Origin of the sequence: Bacillus sp. NTK034 (assembly GCF_017303275.1) — a bacterium.
In the GTDB taxonomy this organism is placed as follows: Bacteria; Bacillota; Bacilli; order Bacillales; family Cytobacillaceae; genus Cytobacillus.
This window is the reverse complement of the sequence record NZ_JAFKOJ010000003.1, coordinates 366,899-392,927: the sequence shown is the minus strand read 5'-3', so window position 1 is coordinate 392,927 and position 26,029 is coordinate 366,899. Positions and strand designations below refer to the sequence as shown.

Here is a 26,029-nt window from a genome sequence, read left to right as displayed (position 1 = left end):
TTAAACCGATTATCATACTGATTCATTTTAACAGGAAGGCTGAAAAAAAATCTGCCCAAGTACGGGCAGATTTTTTGCGCTGTAGATTTTTTAGATATTAATAGTAGCCTCCACCAACGAAAGCAGCACCAACAATGATTAGAAGTATAAACAGGACAACGATTAAAGCAAAACCGCCGCCATACCCTGCACCTGCGCCCATTCTAACACCTCCTGACATCTAGTGACATTGTATGAAAATGATGTTTGTCCCGAATGGGCAATTATACCGGGGAAAGAAAATAAAATCGAAGGTATTTTATTTAGGCACTGAAAGATTTTAATGTTATTGGCCACTTTAGAGAGAATAAAATCTTTGAAAATGTGAACAAAATAGGAGATTAATCAACAAATTTAACTTGGCAAGAAAAAAACTCTTTACTGCAAGCGGATTCATGTTAAAATGGACATGTAATCAAGTTAGATGTCTGACGTCTATTCACAAACCTCTTTAATGTGAGGTCTATATTTTTGGCGTTTCGTAAAAACGTTTTCATAATTCTAAATTCAACAAATGAGGTGTCAACATGAATTTTTTCTGGGGTTTATTAGGGGTTGCTTCTGTATTGGGGATTGCTTTTCTCCTTTCTTCAAATCGGAAAGCGATCAATCTGCGTACAATACTTGGCGGACTTGCCATACAGTTTGCATTTGCATTTGCAGTCCTCAAATGGGATCTTGGCAAAAAAGCATTAGAAAAACTAACATTTGCAGTAAATGATATTGTCGGTTATGCAAATGAAGGCATTAATTTTCTATTCGGAGGATTATTCCAGGAAGGATCTGGAGTTGGGTTTGTCTTTGCTTTTCAGGTGCTGACTACTGTAATCTTCTTCTCTTCCCTAATATCTGTGCTTTATTATACCGGTGTCATGCAAGTGATTATTAAGGTCATTGGCGGAGGTTTGTCCAAACTGCTTGGAACAAGCAAGGCGGAGTCCATGTCCGCAGCAGCCAATATTTTTGTCGGACAAACGGAAGCTCCATTGATTGTCCGTCCATTTCTTAACAAAATGACGAAATCTGAACTGTTTGCTGTTATGACCGGAGGCCTTGCATCAGTTGCCGGTTCAGTTCTTATAGGATACTCCCTTCTTGGGGTACCATTGGAATACTTGCTTGCCGCAAGCTTCATGGCTGCACCTGCAGGTCTTGTCCTGGCTAAAATTATGATTCCTGAAACAGAAATTTCAGAGACAACAGACGACATAACTATTGAAAAAGATACTGATTCAGTAAATGTGGTAGACGCTGCCGCACGCGGTGCAAGTGTAGGACTTCAGCTTGCATTAAACATCGGTGCAATGCTTCTTGCTTTTATCGCTCTTGTTGCTCTTATCAATGGAATTATCGGATTTGCAGGCGGGATTTTCGGATTTGAAAATCTTACACTGGAAACCATTCTTGGATTTATTTTTGCACCGCTCGCATTTGCAGTAGGAGTTCCCTGGGCTGAAGCTGTACAGGCTGGCGGGTATATCGGCCAAAAACTTGTTTTAAATGAATTTGTTGCTTATTCAGCATTCGCTCCGGAAATCAGCAGCCTGTCTCCTAAGACGGTTGCAGTAGTGAGTTTCGCTCTTTGCGGATTTGCCAACATTTCCTCTATGGCCATTCTTCTGGGCGGACTGGGCAACCTTGCTCCTGACCGCAGGAACGATATAGCAAAGCTTGGAATACGTGCGGTAATAGCTGGAGCACTTGCTTCTCTATTAAGTGCAGCAATTGCAGGAATGCTAATTTAATAGTTTTATAGCATACCGGATGAATCCGGTATGCTTTTTTATTGCTGAAAATAGAAATAGGCGAGAATTGTCGAACATTATCTGAAAATTATTTTAATTCAGAGTTGATTTTATATTTTTATTAATGTTAAAGTATGGTTGTAAGCGTTACCATAAGTATTCTTCTAAATGTTTTGCACCATGGAAATACATAGATTACTATTTTAAGGAGGAATTATATGAGTCAGCTAACTGCAGGTTTAAAAGAAAAGGTAGAAAAGTTTTTAAGCGGAAAGAAGAAATTATATATCAATGGTGAATTTGTTGAAAGCAAATCACAGAAAACGTTTGATACGTATAACCCGGCTACAGGAGAAGTTCTTGCTTCTGTTTTCGAAGCCGGTGCAGAAGATATTGATCTGGCAGTAAAAGCAGCCCGTAAGGCATTTGATGAAGGCAAATGGTCAAAAATGAGCGCCTCAAAGCGCAGCCGCCTGATGTACAAGCTTGCTGATCTGATGGAAGAAAACAGTGAAGAATTAGCGCAGCTTGAGACATTGGATAATGGTAAGCCGATCCGTGAAACAACCAATGCCGATATTCCTCTGGCTGTTGAACATATGCGCTATTATGCTGGCTGGTCTACGAAGATTGTCGGTCAGACGATTCCTGTAAGCGGTCCATTCTTTAACTATACCCGCCATGAGGCAGTTGGTGTAGTGGGACAAATTATCCCTTGGAACTTCCCTCTTCTTATGGCTATGTGGAAACTGGGTGCTGCGCTTGCCACAGGATGTACGGTTGTTCTAAAACCAGCGGAGCAAACACCTCTTTCTGCTTTATACCTTGCTGAATTAATGGATGAAGCCGGCTTCCCTCCTGGGGTTGTCAATATTGTTCCAGGTTTCGGAGAAACAGCTGGCCAGCCGCTTGTCGATCACCCATTAGTAGATAAAATTGCGTTTACGGGTTCTACTGAAGTAGGCAAATTGATCATGTCCAATGCTTCAAAAACATTAAAGCGCGTTACGCTTGAACTGGGCGGTAAGTCTCCAAATATTATTCTTCCAGATGCTGATTTATCAAAGGCTATTCCAGGAGCTCTGAACGGTGTTATGTTCAACCAGGGTCAGGTGTGCTGTGCCGGCTCCCGTGTTTTCATACAAAAAAAGCAGTTTGATAATGTTGTAGCTGACATGGCTTCACATGCCAAAAAAATTAAACAAGGTGCAGGTATTCATGCTGACACAGAAATTGGCCCGCTTGTTTCTGCTGAGCAGCAAAACCGCGTTCTTGGGTACATTGAAAAAGGCCTAAGCGAAGGTGCTCAGCTTGTAGCGGGTGGCGACAAGCCGCAAGAGCAAGGTTACTTTGTCTCTCCTACTATTTTTGCAGATGTTCGTGACGAAATGACAATTGCAAAAGAAGAAATATTCGGACCAGTTATTTCGGCCATGCCTTATGATGACATAGACGAATTAATTAACCGGGCTAATAACAGCGAATATGGTCTAGCTGCAGGTGTTTGGACTCGTGATGTGGCAAATGCACATTATGTGGCCAACAAACTCCGCGCAGGTACAGTCTGGGTGAACTGCTACAACGCATTTGACGCTGCATCTCCATTTGGCGGGTATAAGCAATCCGGTATTGGCCGTGAAATGGGATCATATGCTCTGGATAACTATACAGAAGTTAAGAGTGTTTGGATTTCAATGAAGTAATAGACGGAAACAAAAAAGGAGCCTTGCGGGGTTCCTTTTTTATTGCTGTCCTTCCCCTTCAATATTTCTCTGTTTGCAGAATAAGTTCACAGATTATCCATAGGATTTTTGATGGATATTATTTATCCTTATATTGGGAGGGGAAATAATGAAAAAAGTATATATGATATCCGCTATTATTGTAATATTAGGCATAGCCGCCGGCATTTCTTTTTTTATCATTCGTGATATGACAGCAAAGATACCTGATCATATTACACTTTTAACCGATGATGAGAAGGTATACGACTTTGCAGAATCGGATAAAAAACTGAAGCTTGTTGAATTTATTTATACGCACTGTCCGGATATTTGTCCGACTACTACACAAAGAATGAATCTGCTGAAAGGCGATCTTAGCAAAGAGGGTGTCTTTGGGGAGAAGGTGCAATTCATAACTGTAACGATCGACCCCTATAGAGACACCACAGAGGTTCTTCGAACATATAGAAATACCTTTGAAATCGAAAATGATGGCAATTGGGTCTTTCTTACTGCAGAGCCGGATAAACTGAAAAAAGATCAGGCTGAAATTCAGGAGCTCGCTAACACTTTTCAATTTCAGTACCGTGATCCCGGTGATGGTTTCTACGTTCATAGCACATTTGTGTATTTGCTTGACGAGAATAATAAGTTTATTAAGAAGTTCCCAATGGGAGAAGATTTTGATAAGAATGATGTTTTCAATAAGATAATGAAGCAAATATAAAAAAAAAGTGGCGGATACTGAATCCGCCACTTTTTTTAAACCTAATTTGCTGAAGAAGATAAATTTTTGTTTTGGTTAATGAGTATTAAAGTTTTCGATCTTGGCTTTGAAAAGCTTACTTTAATACCGGATTTCTTTAATCTGTTTACCAAATCAACCAGCTGCTTTTTAGCCATTTGAAAAACTCCTTTTTCCCTGCCTGTATGTTTAATATTGTACATGAAAAATATGAAAAAACTATGAACAAAAAGAAACATTTTATGATTTTTGGGAAGCATTTTCAAGGTTTTAATAAGACTGTATGCCTGGTTTTCTCTTCAGTGAGAGCTGTCTTATGATAGTTCCCATCTGCCCAGCCGTTCATCTGGTCATGATACCAAGGGCTTAGAGGGTGTCCTGATTGTCCTGGTCCCACAAGATGATAGGCAGTATTCATGTTTTGCGTATCCATCACAAATCTCCATGAGCCCCCGTGATTTACAGTGCCATCCTCTTTATTAGCTGCCGCCTGGACTGTGACTGAGCTTCCGCCAACAGGAATCCGCCCTTCTCTATTAAACAGGAAGTTTAAAGGTTTTACACTTGAAAGCGGGTGGGCAAATGCTAATTGGTGATAGTCTCCCCATTTCCACTCAGACAGGTTATTTCCTTGAAGATCTGCTGCTTTCTTTACAGCTGAACTCAATGATTGTGAAAGGACCTCCTCAAGTCCGCCCTTTTCTTCAATCCAGCGGCTTTCCCTGCCTTTTGCAGCATTTCTCAATAATTCATCCACCGCCTGCTTTTGCCCTTTAAAGAGATTCCTCATCTCGGATGATATCTGATCCTCAAAAAGAACATCGGATATGCTTTTCATCCAAAGATTGAAAATGAGAGGGGCTGCTTCATCTTTGCTGTCGTTATAATCCCATTTCCTCAAGGCGGATAAAGCTGCCTTTTCAAGATTGGAAGATGGTTCTCTAATTTTCGACAGGAAAATGGGTATAAATTCCTTTGCCTGCAGGTTTTTCTGATCCATCTGCAGAGACATCATGTCTTCAGGTGTAAGTTTATCCCTGCTATCCAGGAATTCCTGAATGCGCATTTGCCTGTACGGCTGTGCCCAATCATGACTTATATGGTAAGGGTAGCTGTCGTCAATCACTTTATTGTTTGCAGTAGATATGAAGCCTTCCTTTGGATTGATGGTTTTTGGCAGTTCATCATAAGAAATATATCCTTCCCATCCATAATCTTCTGTCCAGCCTGGCACTGGCAATAGCCCGTCTCCTTTCTTTCTGATGGGGATTTTACCGTTTGCTTTATACGCTATTGTTCCATCTGGCGAGGCAAATACAAAGTTCTGTGCTGGTGTATGAAATAACTCCAATGCTTGTTCAAATTGATTCCAGTCCGATGATTTATTCATTTTTAGAATGGCTTCCAGTTCTTTTGAAGGTTCAAGGGCTGTCCATTGCAAAGAAAGAACGGTATCTTTGCCGCTGTCTGCAGCAAATTCCGAAATCACTGGTCCGTGGCGTGTAATCGTTACTTGATAACTGATCGGATCTTTGTCTTTAACCTTAATTGGTTCTTCAATTATTTCTGCCTTTTCCCATTTATCATTGAATAGAAACTCATTTTTATTGTCAGGATTCCTTTTTTCGATGTACAAATCCTGAACATCTGGTCCTGTATTGGTTACTCCCCATGCAATGTCTTCATTGTGACCGAGAATAATGCCCGGAATGCCGGCAAAAATGACCCCGCTGACATTCATTTCCGGGGACTTCAGATGCATCTGATACCAGATGGAAGGTGTGCTGAGTGATAAATGTGGATCATCTGCAAGAATCGGCTTCCCGGATGCTGTTTTGCTGCCTGCTGCTACCCAGTTATTGCTTCCGTTGAATTCAGGCGGTGTTACTGCATATGCTAAGCTTTCTTCAATATTCAAATTGTGTTTTCCTATTATGTAAGGGGCTTCCTTCGGATATGAGGGGAATAATTCATACGCTTTATCTTCCGGAAAATGCTGAAGGAGATAATAGCGGAATGCCTGGCTCTCCCAGTGTCCTCCAAGATCATATGCCATATATTTGCCTATAGTGAGTGAATCCACGGGAGTCCATTCTTCAGGCTTATAGCCGAGAATAGAAAATTCAGGCGGCCATTTTCCGTTTTCTTTCACCTCTTTCATATAAAGATTTACTCCTTCAGCAAACCAGCCTAAAATCTGTTTTGCTTCCGGGGAATATGCTTCATAGGATGCTTCTGCGGCCCTTCTCAGTCCAAGTGTCCTAAAATATTTATCATTGTCAATTGTCCCTTCCCCGATCACTTCACTTAATCTGCCGGATGCCTGCCGCCTGCTTAAATCCATTTGAAAAAGGCGATCCTGTGCCTGCACATATCCCTGTGCAATAAAAAGGTCTCGTTCATTATCCGCAAATATGTGGGGAACGCCATTGCCGTCGCGATTCACCCTGACTTCCGCAGCGATGGATCCAATTTTAATCTCTCCTTCTGTTTCAGGGAGTGAGCGCGATAAATAACCAAACATCACGAAAAATGCCGCAGCCAGTAACACTAATATGATTGCAAAGGTCCAAAGTGTGTATTTCCTCCACTTTGATTTTGGCTTGAGCTGGACCCCAATATGACCTCCCATAGAAATCCTTCCTTTATATTATATTTTTACTTCGAACTGTCCGGAGAGCTTTACTTCACCAGCTTCATTTTTAACTGAGACTTCTCCTGTCAGTCTCTTCTCATCTTCTTCCATTCTCTCCCCTGTCACTTTTCCTTCTATTGTCAGTTTCTCGCCAGGACGAGTCATTTTGCTGAAGCGCACTTTGAACTTTCTCAGGTTTCTTCTCGGAAACCAATCAGCCAGTGCTTCGCCTGCCATTCCCATAATGAGCATCCCATGGGCAATCACACCGTCCAATCCCGCTTTTTCCCCAATGGGTACTACAGTATGAATTGGATTAAAATCCCCGGATGCTCCTGCATATTTGACCAGCTGTGTATGTGTGATCTCGGGTTTATGAATCGCTGTTAATTCGCTCTTTATATTGTTCCCCTTCTTTCGATAATGGTAGATTCCGAATATAAAACCTTGATTCCTTCACTGTTTTTGTAATGAATTCCTATTGTGATAAAACGGAGATTCCTCTTTTCAAATGCTGAGATTAACTGAGGAGTTGCAGTTATTGTATCGCCGGCGCATAATTCCCCCATATAGCGATATTCCTGTCCCCCGTGAAGAACTTTGAGCGGGTCAAGGTCGAATAGCTTGATTAGGGTTTCAAAATCCAAGCCTCCCCACATCTCTATGGCCGTCGGAAATGTAGGCGGAATGGGGATGTCCCGGTACCCTTCTTTTCTCGCGATGTCCGCATCATAATAAATAGGATTCCTGTCTCCAATGGCCATAGCAAATTCCCTGATTTTTCCCCTCTCAATTGTGAAGCGGAAAGGTTTTAATTTTACATCTTCTTTTAAAAGAGAATCCATTACAAAATGCACTTCCTCTCACTATGTTTATAATCTTTATTATTCGCCTTTTACCTGATGCTTCCTTTTAATTTTCTGAACTTTTATGAAGCCGGCAGATTACATTAAGAAGAATTCGCGATTACGCGCTGAAAGTGGTATACTTTTAGGGATTATGTATTTGGAGGAATAAAAATAATATGATAACTGTCAGTAATGTAGGTCTTCGATACGGCGACCGCAAACTATTCGAAGATGTTAATATTAAATTCACACCTGGCAATTGCTATGGATTAATTGGAGCAAATGGTGCAGGTAAATCAACTTTTCTTAAAATTTTATCAGGTGAAATCGAGGCACAGTCGGGAAGTGTTCATTTAGGTCCCGGCGAGCGCCTTGCTGTCCTGAAGCAGAATCATTTTGAATACGAAGAGTTTGAAGCATTAAAAGTAGTCATCATGGGACATGCACGCCTTTATGAAGTGATGCAGGAAAAAGATGCGATTTATATGAAGGCCGATTTCACTGATGAAGATGGCATGAAGGCTGCGGAACTTGAAGGTGAATTTGCAGAACTGAACGGATGGGAAGCAGAATCTGAAGCAGCTATTTTGCTGAAAGGGCTCGGCATCGAAGAAGAACTTCATGACAAAAAAATGGCAGACCTTTCCGGTTCGGAAAAAGTGAAAGTTCTTCTTGCGCAGGCCCTTTTCGGCAAGCCGGATGTTCTTTTGCTGGATGAGCCGACCAACCACTTGGATATTAAAGCAATTCAATGGCTTGAGGAATTTCTTATCAATTTTGAAAATACGGTTATTGTTGTATCCCATGACCGTCACTTCTTAAACAAAGTATGTACTCATATTGCCGACCTTGACTTTGGGAAAATTCAAATTTACGTTGGTAACTATGACTTCTGGTATGAGTCGAGCCAGCTTGCACAAAGGATGGCACAGGATGCCAATAAGAAAAAGGAAGAAAAAATCAAGGAACTGCAAAGCTTTATTGCGCGATTTAGTGCAAATGCATCAAAATCAAAGCAGGCAACTTCGCGTAAAAAGCTTCTTGATAAGATTTCTTTGGATGACATTAGACCGTCCTCAAGAAAATATCCATATGTCGGATTTTCCCCTGACCGTGAAATCGGAAATGATTTGCTTCGGGTAGACGGCCTCAGCAAAACAATAGATGGTGTTAAGGTTCTGAACAATGTCAGCTTCATCATGAACAAAGATGATAAAATTGCGTTAGTTGGGACAAACGAATTGGCGAAAACTACCCTATTTAAGATACTGACTGGTGAAATGGAGCCGGATGAAGGAACGTATAAGTGGGGTGTTACTACATCTCAATCTTATTTCCCGAATGATAACTCGGAGTTCTTCGAAAACTCTGATTTGAATCTTGTAGACTGGCTGCGCCAATTCTCACCTGCTGACGACAGTGAAAGCTTCCTGAGAGGTTTCCTTGGAAGAATGCTGTTCTCTGGTGAGGAAGTTCTAAAGAAAGCAAGCGTTCTTTCAGGTGGAGAAAAAGTCCGCTGCATGCTTTCCAAAATGATGCTTAGCGGTGCAAATGTACTAATGCTGGATGAGCCGACTAACCACCTTGATTTGGAATCCATTACGGCATTGAATAATGGTCTAATTAATTTCAAAGGGTCTTTGATTTTTGCATCACATGACCATCAGTTTATTCAAACCATTGCCAACCGCATTATTGAAATTACACCGGCTGGCATTGTGGATAAGCAGATGACTTATGATGAGTATTTAGAAGATACATCCATTCAAAAACAAGTTGCTGAAATGTATCAGTAAAAAGTAAAAGCAGGAGGAATAACCTCCTGCTTTTCGTTTGGTTAAAAGTCTTGTTTTTTCTTTTTATGCCGTGCGGAAGAAGCCGTTCTGCTTCCCGTTTCCATATTAGTTGTACCTTGCCCTTCGATATTTGGAGAACTTAGTCCAGCCTTTGAAGGGTCTTTTTTGCGTTTGCTCATATTAAACACCTCCTTTCTTACTGTTTCGTGATTAGGCTTTTTTTATCCATGGAATAAAATTGGAGCACAAAAGCCAATCTAACAAACGGAGGAGGTGTTAACATTGACGAAAAGAGTAGCGGTTGAACAATCCTTAACAAATGTTTCGGAAGCGCTTCGCCAAAAAGGATATGAAGTGGTTGATATGAAGTCGGCGCATGATGCTGAGAACTGCTCCTGCTGTGTAGTGAGCGGTGTTGATTCAAATGTGATGGGTATGCAGGATGTTTCTACAAAGGCTTCTGTCATTGAAGCAAGCGGCCTATCGGCGGATGAAGTATGCCGTCAGGTGGAGCAAAGAATGCAATAAAAGAATGTCCAAAGACTAAAGAGAAATTCTTTAGTCTTTTTCTGAAGAACATGCAATAAAAAGACGGGCATTAAACCCGTCTTCTTCTTTTGGCTTTTGCTTTAAGATTTTTCCTTAATAATAGAATAAAGATCCCGAATAAAAATATCGTTAACCCGACTCTTCCATAGTACCCGGTTGTCTCTTTTTCAGGCTCCTTATCTGTTTTCAGCTGGCTTGAAACCACTTCATCCTGTTTGTCTTCAACGAGCTTTACGGATTGAATGATCGTTCCGTTTTCATTCTTTATCTGCAGTTTTCCTTTTGCTGTAATGTTTTCTTCGTAGTTTCCTTTTGGCAAAGTTATGGCTACATTTTCACCGCCAGTTGTATAGGTTTTTCCATCAGAAGGAAAAACATCAGTGCTGCTCAGTGTCGCAGTTTTAAAGTTGCTGAACCCATAGTTCAATAGGTTTTTTGTATCATTATAAATATCCCGCTTGAATTCAGCTTTTAAGACAATGGCCGTTAACTTTATTGAATCGTTTTCGGCAGAAGTGGCGAGGGTCTGCTTAGCTTCATCTACGAAACCGGTTTTTCCCCCTGTCACTCCTTCAAATGGAACCTCACCTTTAAGCATCCTGTGATGAGTAAAGATGGTGGTGTCCCATGATTTTCCTGACCACTTCATTTCCTTTGTTCCATAAATTTCTCGAAAGGTCTTATTTTTCAGGGCGTAATTAGTTAATTTTGCAAGGTCCCTTGCCGTTGTATAGTGGTTTTCATCATACAAGCCGTGAGGATTAACAAAGTGAGTATTTTTTAACCCTGCACTCTCTTCAAGATAGTGATTAAGATTCTCTGAGAATGCTTTCATATTGCCGTCAAGATGCTCAGCAATGCTCCAGGCAGCATCATTTCCTGAATTAATCAGCATGCCCTGAACGAGTTTTATTAAAGGCACTTTTTCTCCTTCCTCCAAATAAACTCGTGTTCCTTCAACCTCTGCAGCTTTCTTGCTGATAGTTACTATGTCCTTTAAATCTCCATTTTCTATGGCATATATGGCTGTGGCTATTTTCGTCAAGCTGGCAGGGTACATCTTATTATCCGCATTTTTCGCATACAGAACAGCACCTGATTCAGCATCTGTTACGATAGCGGCTTCACTGATAATTTCAGGGTCTTTTGTTTCCTCAGCTGCTGTATATGCAGTCGGAAAGCTGAATAATAGCAGGATGAAAGCAAGCAATTTCTTCATAAATACACATCCAATTCAAACCGATAATCAATACTGATTCTACCAGACAATTCATGCATACATAATTGAAAATTTAGTGCCGTAATTTGAGAAGATTGATAATGAAAGGAAATTACCTGCTCTTATCTTTTCCAAAACAGCAGGAACCTAAAATTTTGAAAACAAAAAAGCAATCCAATTGGACTGCTTTTTAGCTTGAACATCCCCCTCCACAGCTCGAACAGCTGGAGCCGCCAGAATCATGTCCTCCTCCAGAATCATGATCACCATGGCTGCTGCAAGAGAAGCCGGTGCAGTAAACCATTCCGGCAGCACTGTCTTTTGCGAGTTCCGGGGGAAGAAGTTCGTTCATATGGTCCTCGAACCCATCTGGTTCATAAACCGAAAAATAAACGGCAGAAAAGAGCAGATAGGAATACTGGCTGCCAGATGCGGGCTTCGTAAATTCCAGCGGCTTTTTCCCAAGCTTCAATGATTCTGATTCAGAAATTTCATGCTTCAGTTTTTCTATCATTTTCTTTTTCAGTTCCACCCGATCATTTCCTGCCCTGAAATACTTATTTAACAGTTCAGCCTCATTCATGCTTCTGAAATCCTCAAGTATTTCCTTTTTAATCGGATTTTGCAAAAAGTTTCCCCAAATTCTTCTGCTATTATGGCCTGCTTCAAAAAGACTTAAATACACCCAGTCAAAAAAAGCCCTTTCTCCTGGAATGGGGGTGCTGTCCATATTTGGTGAATGGTGCAGGTATTCACCGAAGAAGTTTTTTGAAAACTGATCATAATCACGGGTGAACATGAGCATTTCATGCCATATTTCATCCGCTTTACTGCTGAACATAGGCACTGTTTTCAGTATGGCATTCATCACAAAATATCTTTTCAGCTCAAAAAATGTCCAATCATATGCGTAGTCTTTCCATTTCGGATGCTCCCTCAGGACACGATTTTTTATATTCTCCCTGTACCCTTCAGGCAAAGATTTTTCTAATTTTTGAATCATTGGAAGATAGTCTTCGCACTGCATTCCCAGATGTTCAGGAAATGGCTCGTTTTTAATAAAGGGATCTCTTTTCGAACCAGCAACTAGACCTTTAATGATTATGGCAGCGAAAATCACACCAAAAATTAACAGAAATATTTCCATAGAACCTCCCCCAATCTATATATATCTTAATTATATATGGAATTTACAATATTTAGCAGGGGTGGTTTTTAAAAAATATAAACCGCCCAATAAGGCGGCATTGCTAATTTTTTGTCTTTATATAAAAACGCTTTAAAAATTCTACATAAATATCATCATGAACAAGCCATGCCTGGTATTTTCTTTTAATGAAATTTTCTGCCTGCTGAAAGTTCTGATAGGATTCATGGACTGGCTTTCCGTTCATTTCCAGAATCCAATTGTCCTCGCCAGCAGCAAAAATAAAAAATTTGTCTCCTTTCTTATTTTCGTAAAGGGATCCCTGCATAGAACTTTTATTATTGTATTTGTTCCTGAATGCGTCCTGTCTCATGGGATCCAGAGGAAAAATATCCTGAACGAATAATTTATAAGCATCTTTTCCCATCGAACATCCTGATGCTTTTGCATGTCCTCCCCCTCCGAACTTTCCGGCGACAGCAGATACATCAACGTGGTCATGTATTGTCCTGAAACTGATTTTTTTGCCCCCCAGGTTTAAGATTGCGATATAATCCAAATGGGGAAAGTCTTTGCCAAGTTCGTTTCCCAGTTCAGAATGATAGGATTCAGCATGGACGATGCCGGCACAATATTCACCAATGAAAGTTTGGACAATTTCCCGCTTCTTCCGTCTAACATAACGCTCAATCTTTTCCTCTTCCATTTCCAGCAATTTTTGTTCAAAATCATCAAACTTGAAATGGTCTGAGTTTATGATTCTTTCCGTCATTTTTTCTTCGAATTCTTCAATGGAAACCATAAAGAATAGATCGTTCAGATTCTTTGCTTTAATATTCTCATTTTGATCCCATTCCCAGGTATCATACTGGCGGACAAGTTCAACGAATTCATCCAGAGCCTGGGATGATTTAATCAGTTCATGTTCGAGGAGATACTCATACAGCAAAGAGGTTGCAGCGGTGAGTCTGCCATCATCATATTGAACCTCCACTCTGCCCCAGCTATAATCATTAAAGTGCAGGGCTGTTTTGTGATGGTCAATCAATCTGACCTTGCCTCCGCCTTTTTCCAGATCATCAAGCCTGATCAAATTTTCATCATTAACTGATAAATCCGTGATTATTAAAAAGTCATCCTTCAAGTTTTTTTCATTTTCAAATAATTTTTCAATCTGATAATCAAGTCCCATTACAGAGTTATAGCGCACCTCGACGTCTTTTCCAAAAGCAATCTTGGCAACGATGCCGCATCCGACACCATCAAGGTCATTATGGGTATACAGTCTGTACAATATCAATCACCTGCTATTCTTAGACTCATTCCTCTGTTAGTTTGGTTGTGCAGGAAAATTCTATGCGGAAAATCCCCGCTGCAAGGAACGGGGATATGCCGGTTATAGCAATATATAGGCTAGAGGCGCAGCAATCAGTATTGTTAAAATTGTTCTTTCTGCCCAGATGACAAGCAGCTGCGGAATGGTTATAGGGATCTCTGTTGATAAAATACACGGGACAAGAGCAGAAAAGAAAATGATGGCTGATACTGAAACAACTCCGATTACAAATTTAGTGGCCAGTGCTGCCTCTGCTGCAAGCAATGCCGGCAAAAACATTTCAGCAATCCCCACTGCACTTGCTTTTGCTGCCAGTAATGGCTCAGGCAGCTGCACTAGAGCCGTAAACGGATAAAAGATATATCCAAGCCAGTCAAAAACAGGGGTGAATTCTGCAAGAACCAGGCCTAATAAGCCTACTGACATAATGGATGGCAAAATGGACATCGTCATAACAAACCCATCTTTTAAATTATCTCTGATGTTGTTCCATAATGCCGGGGACTGATTGGCTGTATCCATTGCTTCCTTCCAGGCTGCCTGGAGACGACTCCCTGAAAAGGTTTCCATTGGAGGCTGCTGTCCATTGTAATATTCTTCGCTCATTGATCTAAGAGGCCAGATTCTTACTGTAATAGCCGTTACGATGAAAGTGACAGCGAACGTCGTCCAAAAATAGGTGTTCCAGATTTCCATCAATCCAAGTGTTTTGGCAACAACAATCATGAACGTTGCGGAGACGGTTGAGAATCCGGTAGCTATAATGGCGGCTTCCTTAATACTATATTTTCCTTCTTTGAATACCCGGTTTGTAATGAGCAGCCCGATTGAATAGCTTCCTACAAAAGATGCCACCGCATCGATAGCAGATTTCCCCGGTGTCTTCCAGATCGGCTTCATGATCGGCTGCATTAAGACACCGAAAAATTCAAGGAGACCATAACCAACCAGCAGTGCCAGAAAAACGGAGCCGATTGGAACGAGCAGCCCGACAGGAACGACAAGTTTGTCAAACAAAAACGGTCCCATACTCGGGTCGAATAGCCAGGATGGCCCGAAACCGAATACAATCATGAGGGCGGTAAATAACCCGGCCACTTTAAAAATAGAAAATACAATATTTACTTTATTCTTGTTCCAGGATTTTGTATAGAACGGATAAATGGCGCCAAGCAGGATGACGAGTAAGGCATAATAAGGGACAGCTGCAGGTATGGAAGTCTGAATGGCTGTGACAATATGGTCAAGCATGATGGAGGATTTCTCATTAACGGTGACGGGAACAAAAAACATAAATAGGCCAATTGCGCTGAAAAGAAAAAATTTAACCTTATTTTTCAAAGCTGTATTTGGATTCTTGAGTTCAGGCTGGTGAGATTGATTCACTGCAGTTTCTTTTTCCATTCTCATTCCCCCTAGTAATTTAGCGGTAAGGAGCAAAGTCAGCCCCTTACCTTCTGTTCATTAATGCTGTCAAAAAGGTCAGAAAAGTGTACGTACCTGCTTTAACCGTTGGCTGTGCCTGGTGGTCTCTTGTTGGATCGAGGCAAACTATATCCATGGCTGCGGTTTTGGAAGAAAGTCCTGCAGTATATACCGCACTGAATAATTCTTCGGTGCTCATGCCGCCTGGTGTGGAAGCAGGAACCCCGGGAGCAAAGCCGATATCAAGCACGTCCATGTCAATCGTGACATAAATTTTATCCACTTTTGACTCCATCTGCAAAAGTGCTTCTTTAACCGTTTCTTCAATTCCCCGTCTTCTGGCTTCCTTCAGCGTAATATAATTGAGCTTGTGCTCTTTTGCATACCTGATAAGGGACTGGCTGTTAAAAAAGCCATGAAGGCCAATATTATAGACATTTTCCCCTTTAATCATGCGGTTCTGAATCAGGTTGCGGATGGGTGTCCCATTAGTCGGCCCGTGGTCTTCAAGGCTTCTGAGATCAAGGTGAGTATCCAGCTGGAGTATGCCGATTTCTTTTTCCGGCTCCAGTTCTTTCAGGCCGCTGACAAGCATGGCTGTAATGGAGTGGTCTCCTCCAATCGCAATTGGAAATGAATCAGGAAATTGTTTCCTTATATCTTTCATTGTCTGTTTGATATTGGAATGGCATTGCGGAATATCCGTGAAATGCATTTTTACATCGCCAAGATCTGCAACCTTCATCATTTGAAGATCACTTTCAAAATCCAGATTGTACGTGGAAAAGCCTTTCCAGGATCTCCTGAATGATTCAGGGAATTCAGAGGCTCCAGATGCGCTTATGGATGAGCGGGAAAGAGGGACACCGAAGAGCACGACATCCCATTTTTCTTTTTTCAACTCCTCTTCCCTCTGGATTTGGCGAATCCATTCACTCACCTTTACGTCAGTTCCTAATTCGGCTTGCGGCCAGAAGAACCCGGGAGGATTTATTGTTGGCAGCATAAGCTTCCTCCTTTAACGACCACTTTCCCATTTTTAATCACTGTGTCTGTATGGTTCATTCCGTAATGATATTGCATTTGCATGTAGTTCGGGACATTAAGCATAAGCAGATCAGCCTTTTTCCCGGCTTCAATACTTCCCACTTCTTTTGCCCTATTGATGGCATGTGCTGCATTAATTGTAGCGGCAGTAATGGCTTCTGCCGGAGTTAAACCCATGTGCATGCAAGCGAGATTCATCATAAATGGCATGGAGCAGGTTGGCGAAGAGCCAGGGTTGCAATCGGTTGATAATGCAACCGGCACACCTTTATCGATCATCCGGCGGCCCCTGGCGGCTTCAGCCATCAGGAAGAATGCTGTCCCTGGAAGAAGCACACCGATTACTCCCTTTTCAGCCATCATTTCCATGCCTTTATCAGATGCTCTAAGCAGATGATCTGCAGAAATGGCACCAACTTCTGCGGCAAGCTCCGCCCCCTCATAAGGTTCAATTTCATCGGCATGGATTTTCGGAGTCAGGCCAAGCTTCTTCCCTGCTTCCAGCAGCTTTCTTGACTGTTCCGGGGTGAACACGCCTCTTTCGCAGAAAATATCGTTGAATTCTGCAAGCTTATCTTCCGCAACTTTCGGCAGCATTTCTTCAATGACCAAATCAATAAAGGCATCTGGATTCTCTTTGTATTCAGCAGGTACTGCGTGTGCACCCATAAAGGTGCGGACAACATCCACCGGATGCAGTTCATCCGCTTTCCTGGCTGCAATCAGCTGCTTGCGCTCTGTTTCCCAATCAAGGCCATATCCGCTTTTTGCCTCTATTGTGGTTACTCCGTGTTTAAGGAAGCGATCAAGACGGACAAGGCTCGCTTCTACTAATTCCTCTTCAGTTGCTTTTCTGGTCATCGAAGTGGTGGCGTGAATTCCGCCGCCATTGTTCATAATTTCCATATACGTCGCCCCGTTCAGGCGCATATTGAATTCCTCTTCCCTGCTGCCAGCATATACGAGGTGTGTATGCGGATCAACCAGTCCTGGAAGGAGGACTTTTCCTGTGGCATCAATGATTTCAGCTTCCTGAAGCCGGCTTTGATATTCAGCTTCGAGTTCCGCTGTTGTACCAGCCGATTTGATCCTTCCTTCTTCAATCCATACCGCCCCGTCTTCAATAATGTGAAGCTCGCTCATTTTTTCTTTTGTCAGCGGCTGTTTGGAGCTGCCCTTTAAAGTGATCATTTGATTTGCATGTTTGATAAAAATAGGTTTTGAGTGCATTTTGTGCTCCTCCTTAAAAAATGGAAGTTCCAATCCGCTAAAATCACGGATTGGAGGGCTTCCTCATTGAAGATATTAGTGGTTATTTGCAAGTTTAAAAGTTTTCTTTGCTGAATTGACTGGCTTCTTTGCAAATTAGGATGGTTTATTTGCGGATTCGAAGTTTTCTTTGCTGATTTTTCGTTTTTATTTGCAAAGTTCATAAAATACTAGAGAAAACTTTTATTTCATCATTGGAATGTTTACGCCTTTTTCTTTTGCTGTTTTGATAGCAAGGTCATAGCCTGCATCTACATGGCGTACGATCCCCATTCCAGGATCAGATGTGAGGACACGTTCAAGGCGCTGTTCCGCTTCTTTCGTGCCATCTGCAACGATGACCATGCCAGCATGGAGGGAGTATCCCATTCCGACACCGCCTCCATGGTGGACGGAAACCCAGCTTGCTCCGCCCACCGCATTGATCAGTGCATTAAGGATTGGCCAGTCTGCCACTGCATCACTGCCGTCCTTCATAGCTTCTGTCTCGCGGTTTGGAGATGCAACGGAACCAGAATCGAGATGATCGCGGCCTATAACGACCGGTGCTTTCAATTCACCTTTTGCCACCATATCATTAATGATTTTTCCGAATTTGGCGCGCTCCCCATATCCAAGCCAGCAAATTCTTGAAGGCAGGCCCTGGAATTGGATTTTATCCTGTGCCATCTTGATCCATTTGCAAAGGTGTTCATTATCTGCAAATTCACGCAGAATCACTTCATCTGTTTTATAAATATCTTCAGGATCTCCTGATAATGCTACCCAGCGGAAAGGCCCCTTCCCTTCACAGAATAACGGACGGATGTATGCAGGCACGAATCCAGGGAAATCAAAAGCATTCTCAACACCTTCGTCTTTTGCCACCTGACGGATATTGTTTCCGTAATCAAATGTGACTGCACCCTTCTTCTGCATGTCGAGCATAGCCTGAACATGGACGGCCATGCTTGCTTTTGATTTCTGAACATATTCAGCAGCATTTTCCTTTCGCAGAACAGCTGCTTTTTCTAAAGAATAGCCGATTGGAACATAGCCATTTAAAGGATCATGTGCAGAAGTCTGGTCAGTCAAGACGTCCGGGATGAAGTTCATTTCAAGCATTTTTGGCAGAATTTCAGCTGCATTACCTAATAGACCGATAGAAAGCGGACGGCCTTCCTGCTTTGCCTCTTGTGCTAATTTGATTGCCTCTTCAATTGAATAAACCTTTGTATCCAGATATTTCGTTTCAAGTCTGCGGTCAATGCGGTGTTCATCCACATCAATGGCAATGCAGACACCATCATTCATTGTTACTGCAAGCGGCTGGGCGCCACCCATTCCGCCAAGGCCTGCGGTTAAAGTAATAGTCTGTTTCAGTGAGCCGGAGAAGTGCTGTCTGCCTAGCTCTGCAAATGTTTCGTAGGTTCCTTGTACAATTCCCTGGCTACCGATGTAAATCCAGCTTCCGGCTGTCATTTGGCCATACATCATCAGGCCTTTCTTATCAAGCTCATGAAAGGTATCCCAATTTGCCCAGGCAGGCACAAGATTCGAGTTGGCGATTAATACCTTCGGTGCATCTTTATGTGATTTAAAAACGGCAACCGGCTTTCCGGATTGGACAAGAAGTGTTTCATTGTCTTCTAATTCATGCAATGTTTTGACAATCGCGTCATAACAATCCCAATTTCGCGCTGCCTTTCCGATCCCGCCGTATACAACCAGCTCTTCAGGGATCTCTGCAACCTCTTTGTCCAAGTTATTCATCAGCATGCGGAGTGCTGCTTCCTGAATCCAGCCCTTAGCATGAAGCTCACTGCCTTGATAGTTTTTTATTTCTCTTTTTGTTTCCGCTTTCATTGTTATCCCTCCAATGTTATCTCATATTTAGATTTTATAATGGGAACTATCTGAAAAGTATAATAATTAAGTTTGATTTTTTATAATTTTGTTAGATTCTTATAATGTTTTTTTCGATTTTTATATAAATATTAGTATTTTTATAATTAGAACAAAAATAAACCCCCGGTTAAACGGAGGTTTTATGCATGCTCTTTCTATATTGATTTGGCGGCATTCCTTTAATTTTACTAAAAACTTTATTGAAATATTGCTGATTGCGAAAACCGCAGACAGACGCGATTTCCTTAATGCTTATTTCTGATTCCATCAAAAGCTTGGCAGATTGCCTGATCCGGGTTTCATTAAGCAGCTCCCGGAACGACTTGCCGCATTTTTTTGCGAGCGTGGAGCTGATATAATTCGGGTTTCGGTCTGCATATTCAGCTGCCCTTTCAAGAGTAACCTCAGGGTCCCAGTAATTCGTTTCTATATAGAATAAGACTCTGTCAGTAAGTTCCAGCTTCAGCTTTTTATCAGAGCGTATGGTTTCAAAAATAAGGGAAATAAAGCTAATCATTTCGTTAATCACCCGGTAGATCAGGGGGGAATAAAGGATAGTCTGGAATAAACGCAGATATTCTTTCTCCATATCCCCGTCTGCCAGCCGGAAAGTTTTCATATGCCTGCGAATTTGCGCAAGGATACTGGTCAGTCGAATTCTGATGAGACCTGGTTCCGGATATGGGTCCTGCAAAATAAGGAATTCCTTGTAAAACCATGACTTCAGCGCTTCTAAATCAGATTGATTCAGGAAATCAATCCATTTGCTCTGTTCCTCGGGGGTCAGGAATGGATCAATTGATAGCCATTTAGGCAATGATTTCTCCTCAATTACCTGATTAAATCCCCTGTAAAAAGTTAACTCCATCAGTTTCCTGTTTGCAAGATAGTAGCTTCTGACGGTTCCGCTGTCCTCCTTGCCCGTATAAATGCTGATGGCGATTTGTTCTGCTGACGTCTCCTGCCAATCTCTCATAAATCTGAGGCTCTCCTCTTTCCAGGCCACATCAGATTTTTCAGCCAAAATCAAAATCATATCACTCAAAATAAATGAGTGAACTGTTTTTTGAAAAGTATAGCTTTCAAGAAATTTATATAGTTTTGGAAGCTCCAGCGGATTTTCAGTCTTTATTCCAATAGATACAAATGGTTCTGCCGAATCATGACCTTCTAAAAATAAGTCCTGATATTTGAAGTCTTTTTCAGCTTTCTGAATGGAGTTTTGTTCAGCAGTCCGATTATTCATCTGATTACGTCTATGAATCTTTCTCGCTGATTTTAATAAAGTATCTGCAGAAATTGGCTTAAGTATTAAATCGGATACACCCATGTCGATGGCTCTTTTTGCTTGTGAAAAGGTCGCTTCCATTGTTAAGGCAATCAAATCCGGCCCTATGATCTGAATGGTTTTAAGGAAAGAACTATAACTTTCTTCATTTATCAGATCAAGTTCAAAAATCAATAGGTCTGGCTGAAAAGTTTCAAGCTTATAAATAAGCCCTGATTCATTTTGGGCGGAATCTACTTGCCATGCGTTCATTGATGATTTAAGAAGCCACTCTATGCCTTTCGTATCGTACTCATCCCGATTGGCCACAAGTACTTTGTACATGCTGCCACATCCTTTTTTAATTCTATTATGAAATAGTATTTTGGCAAATGTAAAGAAATTATCGTGAAAATCTCAGAAATAGTAGACAAGTTATGATGCCCTTCCTGCATATCTATATAGGGACAACCAATTTGGAAGGAGTATGAGCATGCCTTTTCTTGTATTAAAGAAACGCAGCATTATTGCATTTGTCATCATATTTTCAGTAATCGTTTCTGCATCAGTATGGTTTTTTTCAAAATCTGATAATTTGACAGTATTCAACCAGACGGAGGGCGAAAAAGTCCGGGAAATTCATATGGTTACAGGAGAATTTAAAGCCAAGCTGCCTGATGGCAGAGAAATTGAAGCTTATCGCTGGGATCCTGGAACTATATTTCTTGAAAAAGGTGAAAAGGTAAATCTGAAGATTTGGGGAGTTAATGGAATGGAACATCCATACATCATTGAAGGAACTGATATTAAAGGTGTGGTAAAAAAAGCAGAAGAAACGGTGGTCCCTCTTCAATTTGATAAAGAAGGCGTTTACCGTCTGGTGTGTCTTACTCATCCGGATAAGGATAATAGCGGACCAATGATTGCTTATATTGTAGTAGACTAATGTGAAAAGCAAAAGCACCGGATAATCCGGTGCTTTTCTTAACTGTCCAGCTCCAGCGCCTACCCCTCGAGGTCACAAGCTTGTCTAGTTCCGGCTCCTAGTGACTCGGGGTTATAATCCGTTTCCTTCCAGAAGGAAGAACGCCTTCTTACAGGAACCGTCTTATGCCTGTCGTCCCTGGGCAGTCGCCTCCACATTTCGGGCAATCCTTTCAAGAAAGCAAAGGTCGCCTTTCCGGAAGGCTCGTCTTGTGCTTGAGGCCCGCAGGACAAGGAAGGCTTCGTCAGCATAATCATCGCACGACCAAAAGCGGCAGCTTTTGGGAGGATGCGGGTCATGCAGACGTTGCCACAGGACGTGGCGTTCTTAGTCTGCGTTCCTTCGTGGGCAAGGCGCTTCCCCTTTTCTTCTTACCTCCCAATAAACATCTGTGTCCAATAGTGGCCATAGTATCCGCCCTGTGCGTATCCCACTCCGATTTCTGTGAAATTGGCTGATAGGATGTTCTTGCGGTGACCCTCGCTGTTCATCCATGCTGTTACAACTTCCTGAGGTGTTTTTTGACCTGCAGCAATGTTTTCTCCAGCGGTTCTGTAAGTAATTCCAAAGCTCTTCATCATATCAAACGGGCTTCCGTATGTAGGAGAGTTGTGATCGAAATACTTCTTGCTGATCATATCCTGAGATTTGTATCTTGCCACTCTCGCAAGCTCCCAATTTGATTTTAATGGCTTTAACCCATACTTTGCCCTTTCCTGGTTTACAAGCTGAACTACCTGCTCTTCAACACCGGTAGTGGCTTTAGATAATGTAGGGATATTCACCTTTTGCCCAGGATAAATGAAGTTTGGATTTGAAATCTGCCCGTTGGCATTTATGATTTCAGGAACTCCCACCTGATACTTCAGGGCGATCTTCCACATTGTGTCCCCTGGCTGAACGGTATGTACTGTTGATGCTTTTGCATCGAAATTGAATCCAAAGACAAGTGCGACAGACAACATTAGAATGAATGAAAGTTTTGATAGTGTTTTCATATTTATATTTAATCAAAATCTCTTATTCTATTAAACAGGTAATTGTTGGCGCTGATTGTAAGAATTTCATGATTTCCTCTTTATTCTTCTTCTAGTGGGATTTTCAATCTATATATATCAGTTCAAAAGTACGAGTGGTTTTATAGTACACTTATGCATTATTAAATATAGATTTACTCTATTTCACAATACGTTCAAAAAGTTTGTGATTTATTTCACATTATCTCTGTTATATTGAATGTATAGTTAAGTTGTAATAACTGTTATACACATTGATTATATGAGGTGAAGGAATATGGAAAGTTGGAATGGCTTTAAAAAAGGAATCTGGACACATGAAATTGATGTTAGAGACTTTATTTTAAAGAATTACTCACCTTTTTTTGGGGATGAATCATTTTTGGAGAAGGCAACAGAAGCTACTACTTCATTATGGGAACAAGTGATGGATCTTACGAAAATGGAACGTGATAATGGCGGAGTGCTCGATATGGACACAGAGATTGTCTCAACCATCACCTCACATGGTCCTGGTTACCTGGACCAAAAAAAAGAAAAAATTGTGGGTGTGCAGACTGACCGTCCGTTTAAGCGCTCTCTTCAGCCATATGGCGGAGTCAGAATGGCTGTGGCAGCTTGTGAAGCATACGGCTATGAAGCCAGTAAAGTGATGGAAAAGATATTTACAGATTACCGCAAAACACATAACCAAGGCGTGTTTGATGCTTATACCGATGAAATGAAACTTGCCCGCAAAGCCGGCATTATTACAGGCCTGCCGGATGCATATGGCCGAGGCAGGATAATCGGTGATTACCGCAGGGTTGCTCTTTATGGAGTTGACCGCTTGGTTGAAGCCAAAAAAGCGGATTTGAAATCAACCTCAAGTGTGATGACGGAAGACAATATTCGCCTTAGAGAAGAGATTTCAGAACAGATAAGGTCTCTGAAAGAACTGGAGCAGCTGGCAAACAGCTATGGTTTTGATATTTCAAAGCCTGCAGAAAATGCTCTCGAGGCTTTCCAATGGCTGTACTTCGCCTATCTTGCAGCCATCAAAGAGCAAAATGGAGCAGCTATGAGCCTTGGCCGTGTCTCGACTTTCCTTGATATTTTTATAGAAAGAGACATTCAGAAAGGAATGCTTACCGAGAAGGAAGCCCAGGAACTGGTCGATCACTTTGTAATGAAGCTGCGCCTTGTCAAATTTGCGAGAACTCCTGACTATAATGAATTATTCAGCGGTGATCCTACATGGGTTACAGAGTCCATTGGCGGGATGGCTCTTGATGGCCGTCCGCTTATAACGAAAAATTCTTACCGCTTCCTTCATACTTTGAATAATCTGGGGCCGGCACCTGAACCGAATTTAACAGTTTTATGGTCCAGCAAGCTTCCCGAGAACTTCAAAAAATATTGTGCCGGGATGTCCATAGAAACAAGTTCAATCCAATATGAAAACGACGATATCATGCTTCCTGAATATGGCGATGATTATGGAATTGCCTGCTGTGTTTCTGCAATGGAGATCGGGAAACAAATGCAATTTTTCGGAGCAAGAGCAAACCTTGCAAAGGCTCTGTTATATAGCATTAATGGAGGCAAGGATGAGAAACTTAAGCGTCAGGTCGGCCCTTCCTATGCCCCAATTACCTCAGACATCCTTCAATATGAAGAAGTGATGGTGAAGTTTGATTTAATGATGGAATGGCTGGCAGATCTCTATATTAATACGCTGAATATCATTCATTACATGCATGATAAATATAGCTACGAACGGATCGAAATGGCTCTGCATGACTCCAAAATTCTTAGAACGATGGCCACTGGCATTGCGGGTCTGAGTGTAGCGGCCGACTCACTGAGTGCGATCAAATACGCAACTGTTAAGGCAATCCGTGATGAGAACGGGCTAGTGATTGATTTTATGACAGAAGGAGATTTTCCGAAATACGGGAATAATGATGATCGCGTTGACAGCATAGCTATAGACCTGGTTGAACGGTTTATGAAAAAGCTCCGCAAGCATCCGACATACAGAAACTCTATGCATACGATGTCTATATTAACCATTACATCCAATGTAGTGTATGGAAAGAAAACAGGTAATACGCCTGATGGACGGCGAGCCGGCGAGCCGTTCGCCCCGGGAGCAAATCCGATGCACGGGAGAGATACGAAAGGAACGCTTGCTTCCCTGTCTTCTGTTGCAAAACTGCCATACAAACATGCGCTGGATGGCATCAGCAACACTTTCTCCATTGTCCCTAAAGCACTCGGAAAGGATGCTGATAGCCGTATCCGCAATCTGGTATCTATACTGGATGGATATGCCATAAAGTCAGGACATCACCTAAATGTAAATGTATTCAATAAAGAAACGCTTCTGGACGCCATGGAACATCCGGAAGAATATCCACAGTTGACCATCAGGGTATCAGGCTATGCTGTGAACTTCATTAAGCTGACTAAAGAGCAGCAGCTTGACGTTATCAATCGAACATTCCATGATTCAATGTAACAAATAGGATGGCGGGCCTTTATAAGAGGCCCTCTCTTCAAAAAAAGATTGAGCAATGCTGCTGCTGCGCCGGCTGCATTTGGAAAGGAAGATGCTGATGTACGGCAATATTCATTCAATTGAAACATTTGGTACAGTAGATGGGCCTGGCATTAGATATGTCATTTTTACACAGGGGTGCCTCCTTCGCTGTCAATTTTGCCATAATGCGGACACTTGGGAAATTGGGTCAGGGAAACAAATATCTATTTCAGAAATCATGAATGATCTGCAATCCTATCTCCCTTTTTTGGCTGCTTCCGGAGGCGGCATTACAGTTAGCGGCGGTGAACCTTTGCTTCAGATTCCTTTTCTTATAGAACTTTTTAAAGAATGCAAGAAACATGGCATTCACACTGCAATAGATTCATCGGGAGGCAGCTACTCCACCTCCCCGTTTTTTCAAAAGCAGCTGAAAGAGCTTCTGGACTATACGGACCTGGTGCTGCTGGATTTAAAGCATATTAATAGGGATAAGCATAAAAAACTGACAGGTCTTACAAATGATCATATCCTCCAATTCGCCCAGTATCTGTCTGATCATCAGGTGCCAGTATGGATCCGCCACGTGCTTGTGCCTTCAATCTCTGATGATGAACGTGATCTGGAACAGCTTGGGCGTTTCATTAAAAATTTAAATAATGTGAAAAAAATTGAGGTTCTTCCCTATCACAAGCTTGGTGTATATAAATGGGAAGCACTCGGATTGGAATATCCGCTGAAGGATACTGAGCCGCCAAGTGAGGAAATGGCAGAATGGGCTTATCACATACTTACAGGACAATGAAAAAAAATCAGTTCCGATTGC

23 protein-coding genes are annotated in these 26,029 nt (G+C 41.8%); 8 read left to right on the top strand and 15 right to left on the bottom strand.

Translation table 11 applies throughout. From position 1 onward, the window contains the following. Window positions 1-97: 97 nt before the first annotated feature. The gene (locus tag JI665_RS12670) at window positions 98-202 is read right to left on the bottom strand and encodes a YjcZ family sporulation protein (RefSeq protein ID WP_206839786.1); all 105 of its coding nucleotides are present in this window, start codon (window positions 200-202) and stop codon (window positions 98-100) included. Window positions 203-566: 364 nt separating this feature from the next. Here JI665_RS12670 and JI665_RS12665 point away from each other — a divergent pair, with 364 nt between their 5' ends. The 3 genes from JI665_RS12665 to JI665_RS12655 all read left to right on the top strand — a co-directional run bounded on the left by JI665_RS12665 (window position 567) and on the right by JI665_RS12655 (window position 4,235). Then, window positions 567-1,784 carry a NupC/NupG family nucleoside CNT transporter gene (locus JI665_RS12665; protein ID WP_206839785.1) on the top strand — a complete coding sequence of 406 codons (1,218 nt, stop codon included), beginning with the start codon at window positions 567-569 and terminating at the stop codon, window positions 1,782-1,784. A 218-nt stretch (window positions 1,785-2,002) separates the two neighbouring features. Beyond that, window positions 2,003-3,487: an aldehyde dehydrogenase family protein gene (locus JI665_RS12660; protein ID WP_206839784.1), complete on the top strand. Its 1,485-nt coding sequence runs from the start codon at window positions 2,003-2,005 to the stop codon at window positions 3,485-3,487. 148 nt (window positions 3,488-3,635) lie between these two features. Beyond that, window positions 3,636-4,235, top strand: a complete 600-nt coding sequence (locus JI665_RS12655) for an SCO family protein (RefSeq protein WP_206839783.1) — start codon at window positions 3,636-3,638, stop codon at window positions 4,233-4,235. Between the two features lie 41 nt (window positions 4,236-4,276). On the opposite strand, the gene JI665_RS28955 is transcribed toward JI665_RS12655, so the two are convergent. From JI665_RS28955 to JI665_RS12640, 4 genes are all read right to left on the bottom strand, one after another. After that, window positions 4,277-4,411, bottom strand: coding sequence for a hypothetical protein (locus JI665_RS28955; protein ID WP_256816508.1), 135 nt, complete (start codon window positions 4,409-4,411; stop codon window positions 4,277-4,279). Window positions 4,412-4,515: 104 nt separating this feature from the next. Beyond that, window positions 4,516-6,885, bottom strand: coding sequence for a penicillin acylase family protein (locus JI665_RS12650; RefSeq protein ID WP_211202542.1), 2,370 nt, complete (start codon window positions 6,883-6,885; stop codon window positions 4,516-4,518). Between the two features lie 18 nt (window positions 6,886-6,903). Then, window positions 6,904-7,239 (bottom strand): MaoC/PaaZ C-terminal domain-containing protein, encoded by a 336-nt coding sequence (locus JI665_RS12645; protein ID WP_244671178.1) that lies wholly within the window; start codon window positions 7,237-7,239, stop codon window positions 6,904-6,906. A 47-nt stretch (window positions 7,240-7,286) separates the two neighbouring features. Then, window positions 7,287-7,733 carry an FAS1-like dehydratase domain-containing protein gene (locus JI665_RS12640; protein ID WP_206839781.1) on the bottom strand — a complete coding sequence of 149 codons (447 nt, stop codon included), beginning with the start codon at window positions 7,731-7,733 and terminating at the stop codon, window positions 7,287-7,289. Window positions 7,734-7,912: 179 nt separating this feature from the next. On the opposite strand from JI665_RS12640, the gene JI665_RS12635 reads away from it, so the two are divergent. Further along, window positions 7,913-9,532: an ABC-F family ATP-binding cassette domain-containing protein gene (locus tag JI665_RS12635; RefSeq protein ID WP_206839780.1), complete on the top strand. Its 1,620-nt coding sequence runs from the start codon at window positions 7,913-7,915 to the stop codon at window positions 9,530-9,532. A gap of 41 nt (window positions 9,533-9,573) precedes the next feature. On the opposite strand, the gene JI665_RS12630 is transcribed toward JI665_RS12635, so the two are convergent. Beyond that, window positions 9,574-9,711 (bottom strand): YuzL family protein, encoded by a 138-nt coding sequence (locus JI665_RS12630; RefSeq protein WP_019379858.1) that lies wholly within the window; start codon window positions 9,709-9,711, stop codon window positions 9,574-9,576. 103 nt (window positions 9,712-9,814) lie between these two features. Between JI665_RS12630 and JI665_RS12625 the strand changes: the two genes are divergently transcribed. Further along, window positions 9,815-10,060 (top strand): YkuS family protein, encoded by a 246-nt coding sequence (locus JI665_RS12625; protein ID WP_048011629.1) that lies wholly within the window; start codon window positions 9,815-9,817, stop codon window positions 10,058-10,060. A gap of 70 nt (window positions 10,061-10,130) precedes the next feature. On the opposite strand, the gene JI665_RS12620 is transcribed toward JI665_RS12625, so the two are convergent. The 8 genes from JI665_RS12620 to JI665_RS12585 form a co-directional block, all read right to left on the bottom strand. Further along, entirely contained in the window at window positions 10,131-11,300 is a 1,170-nt protein-coding gene (locus JI665_RS12620) for a D-alanyl-D-alanine carboxypeptidase family protein (protein WP_206839779.1), read from the bottom strand. Window positions 11,301-11,490: 190 nt separating this feature from the next. Then, window positions 11,491-12,447 carry a hypothetical protein gene (locus JI665_RS12615; protein WP_206839778.1) on the bottom strand — a complete coding sequence of 319 codons (957 nt, stop codon included), beginning with the start codon at window positions 12,445-12,447 and terminating at the stop codon, window positions 11,491-11,493. A gap of 103 nt (window positions 12,448-12,550) precedes the next feature. Next, complete coding sequence (locus tag JI665_RS12610; RefSeq protein ID WP_206839777.1) at window positions 12,551-13,741, bottom strand: DHH family phosphoesterase; 1,191 nt, start codon at window positions 13,739-13,741, stop codon at window positions 12,551-12,553. Window positions 13,742-13,843: 102 nt separating this feature from the next. Next, window positions 13,844-15,187: a YjiH family protein gene (locus JI665_RS12605; RefSeq protein ID WP_206839776.1), complete on the bottom strand. Its 1,344-nt coding sequence runs from the start codon at window positions 15,185-15,187 to the stop codon at window positions 13,844-13,846. A gap of 46 nt (window positions 15,188-15,233) precedes the next feature. Then, window positions 15,234-16,214: an agmatinase family protein gene (locus JI665_RS12600; protein WP_206839775.1), complete on the bottom strand. Its 981-nt coding sequence runs from the start codon at window positions 16,212-16,214 to the stop codon at window positions 15,234-15,236. Next, window positions 16,199-17,485 carry an imidazolonepropionase gene (hutI, locus tag JI665_RS12595; RefSeq protein ID WP_206839773.1) on the bottom strand — a complete coding sequence of 429 codons (1,287 nt, stop codon included), beginning with the start codon at window positions 17,483-17,485 and terminating at the stop codon, window positions 16,199-16,201. The genes JI665_RS12600 and hutI overlap by 16 nt, the downstream gene beginning before the upstream one ends. 222 nt (window positions 17,486-17,707) lie before the next feature. Next, the gene (hutU, locus tag JI665_RS12590; RefSeq protein WP_206839771.1) at window positions 17,708-19,369 is read right to left on the bottom strand and encodes a urocanate hydratase; all 1,662 of its coding nucleotides are present in this window, start codon (window positions 19,367-19,369) and stop codon (window positions 17,708-17,710) included. 169 nt (window positions 19,370-19,538) lie between these two features. Then, window positions 19,539-21,023, bottom strand: a complete 1,485-nt coding sequence (locus JI665_RS12585) for an AraC family transcriptional regulator (protein WP_206839769.1) — start codon at window positions 21,021-21,023, stop codon at window positions 19,539-19,541. A 148-nt stretch (window positions 21,024-21,171) separates the two neighbouring features. Between JI665_RS12585 and JI665_RS12580 the strand changes: the two genes are divergently transcribed. Further along, window positions 21,172-21,624: a hypothetical protein gene (locus tag JI665_RS12580; RefSeq protein ID WP_206839767.1), complete on the top strand. Its 453-nt coding sequence runs from the start codon at window positions 21,172-21,174 to the stop codon at window positions 21,622-21,624. Between the two features lie 410 nt (window positions 21,625-22,034). On the opposite strand, the gene safA is transcribed toward JI665_RS12580, so the two are convergent. Beyond that, window positions 22,035-22,661 carry a SafA/ExsA family spore coat assembly protein gene (gene safA, locus JI665_RS12575; RefSeq protein ID WP_206839764.1) on the bottom strand — a complete coding sequence of 209 codons (627 nt, stop codon included), beginning with the start codon at window positions 22,659-22,661 and terminating at the stop codon, window positions 22,035-22,037. A 295-nt stretch (window positions 22,662-22,956) separates the two neighbouring features. Between safA and pflB the strand changes: the two genes are divergently transcribed. Together pflB and pflA are read left to right on the top strand one after the other, a co-directional pair. Continuing rightward, window positions 22,957-25,182, top strand: a complete 2,226-nt coding sequence (pflB, locus tag JI665_RS12570) for a formate C-acetyltransferase (protein ID WP_206839762.1) — start codon at window positions 22,957-22,959, stop codon at window positions 25,180-25,182. Window positions 25,183-25,279: 97 nt separating this feature from the next. Further along, the gene (pflA, locus tag JI665_RS12565; protein WP_206839760.1) at window positions 25,280-26,008 is read left to right on the top strand and encodes a pyruvate formate-lyase-activating protein; all 729 of its coding nucleotides are present in this window, start codon (window positions 25,280-25,282) and stop codon (window positions 26,006-26,008) included. Window positions 26,009-26,029 lie beyond the last annotated feature (21 nt).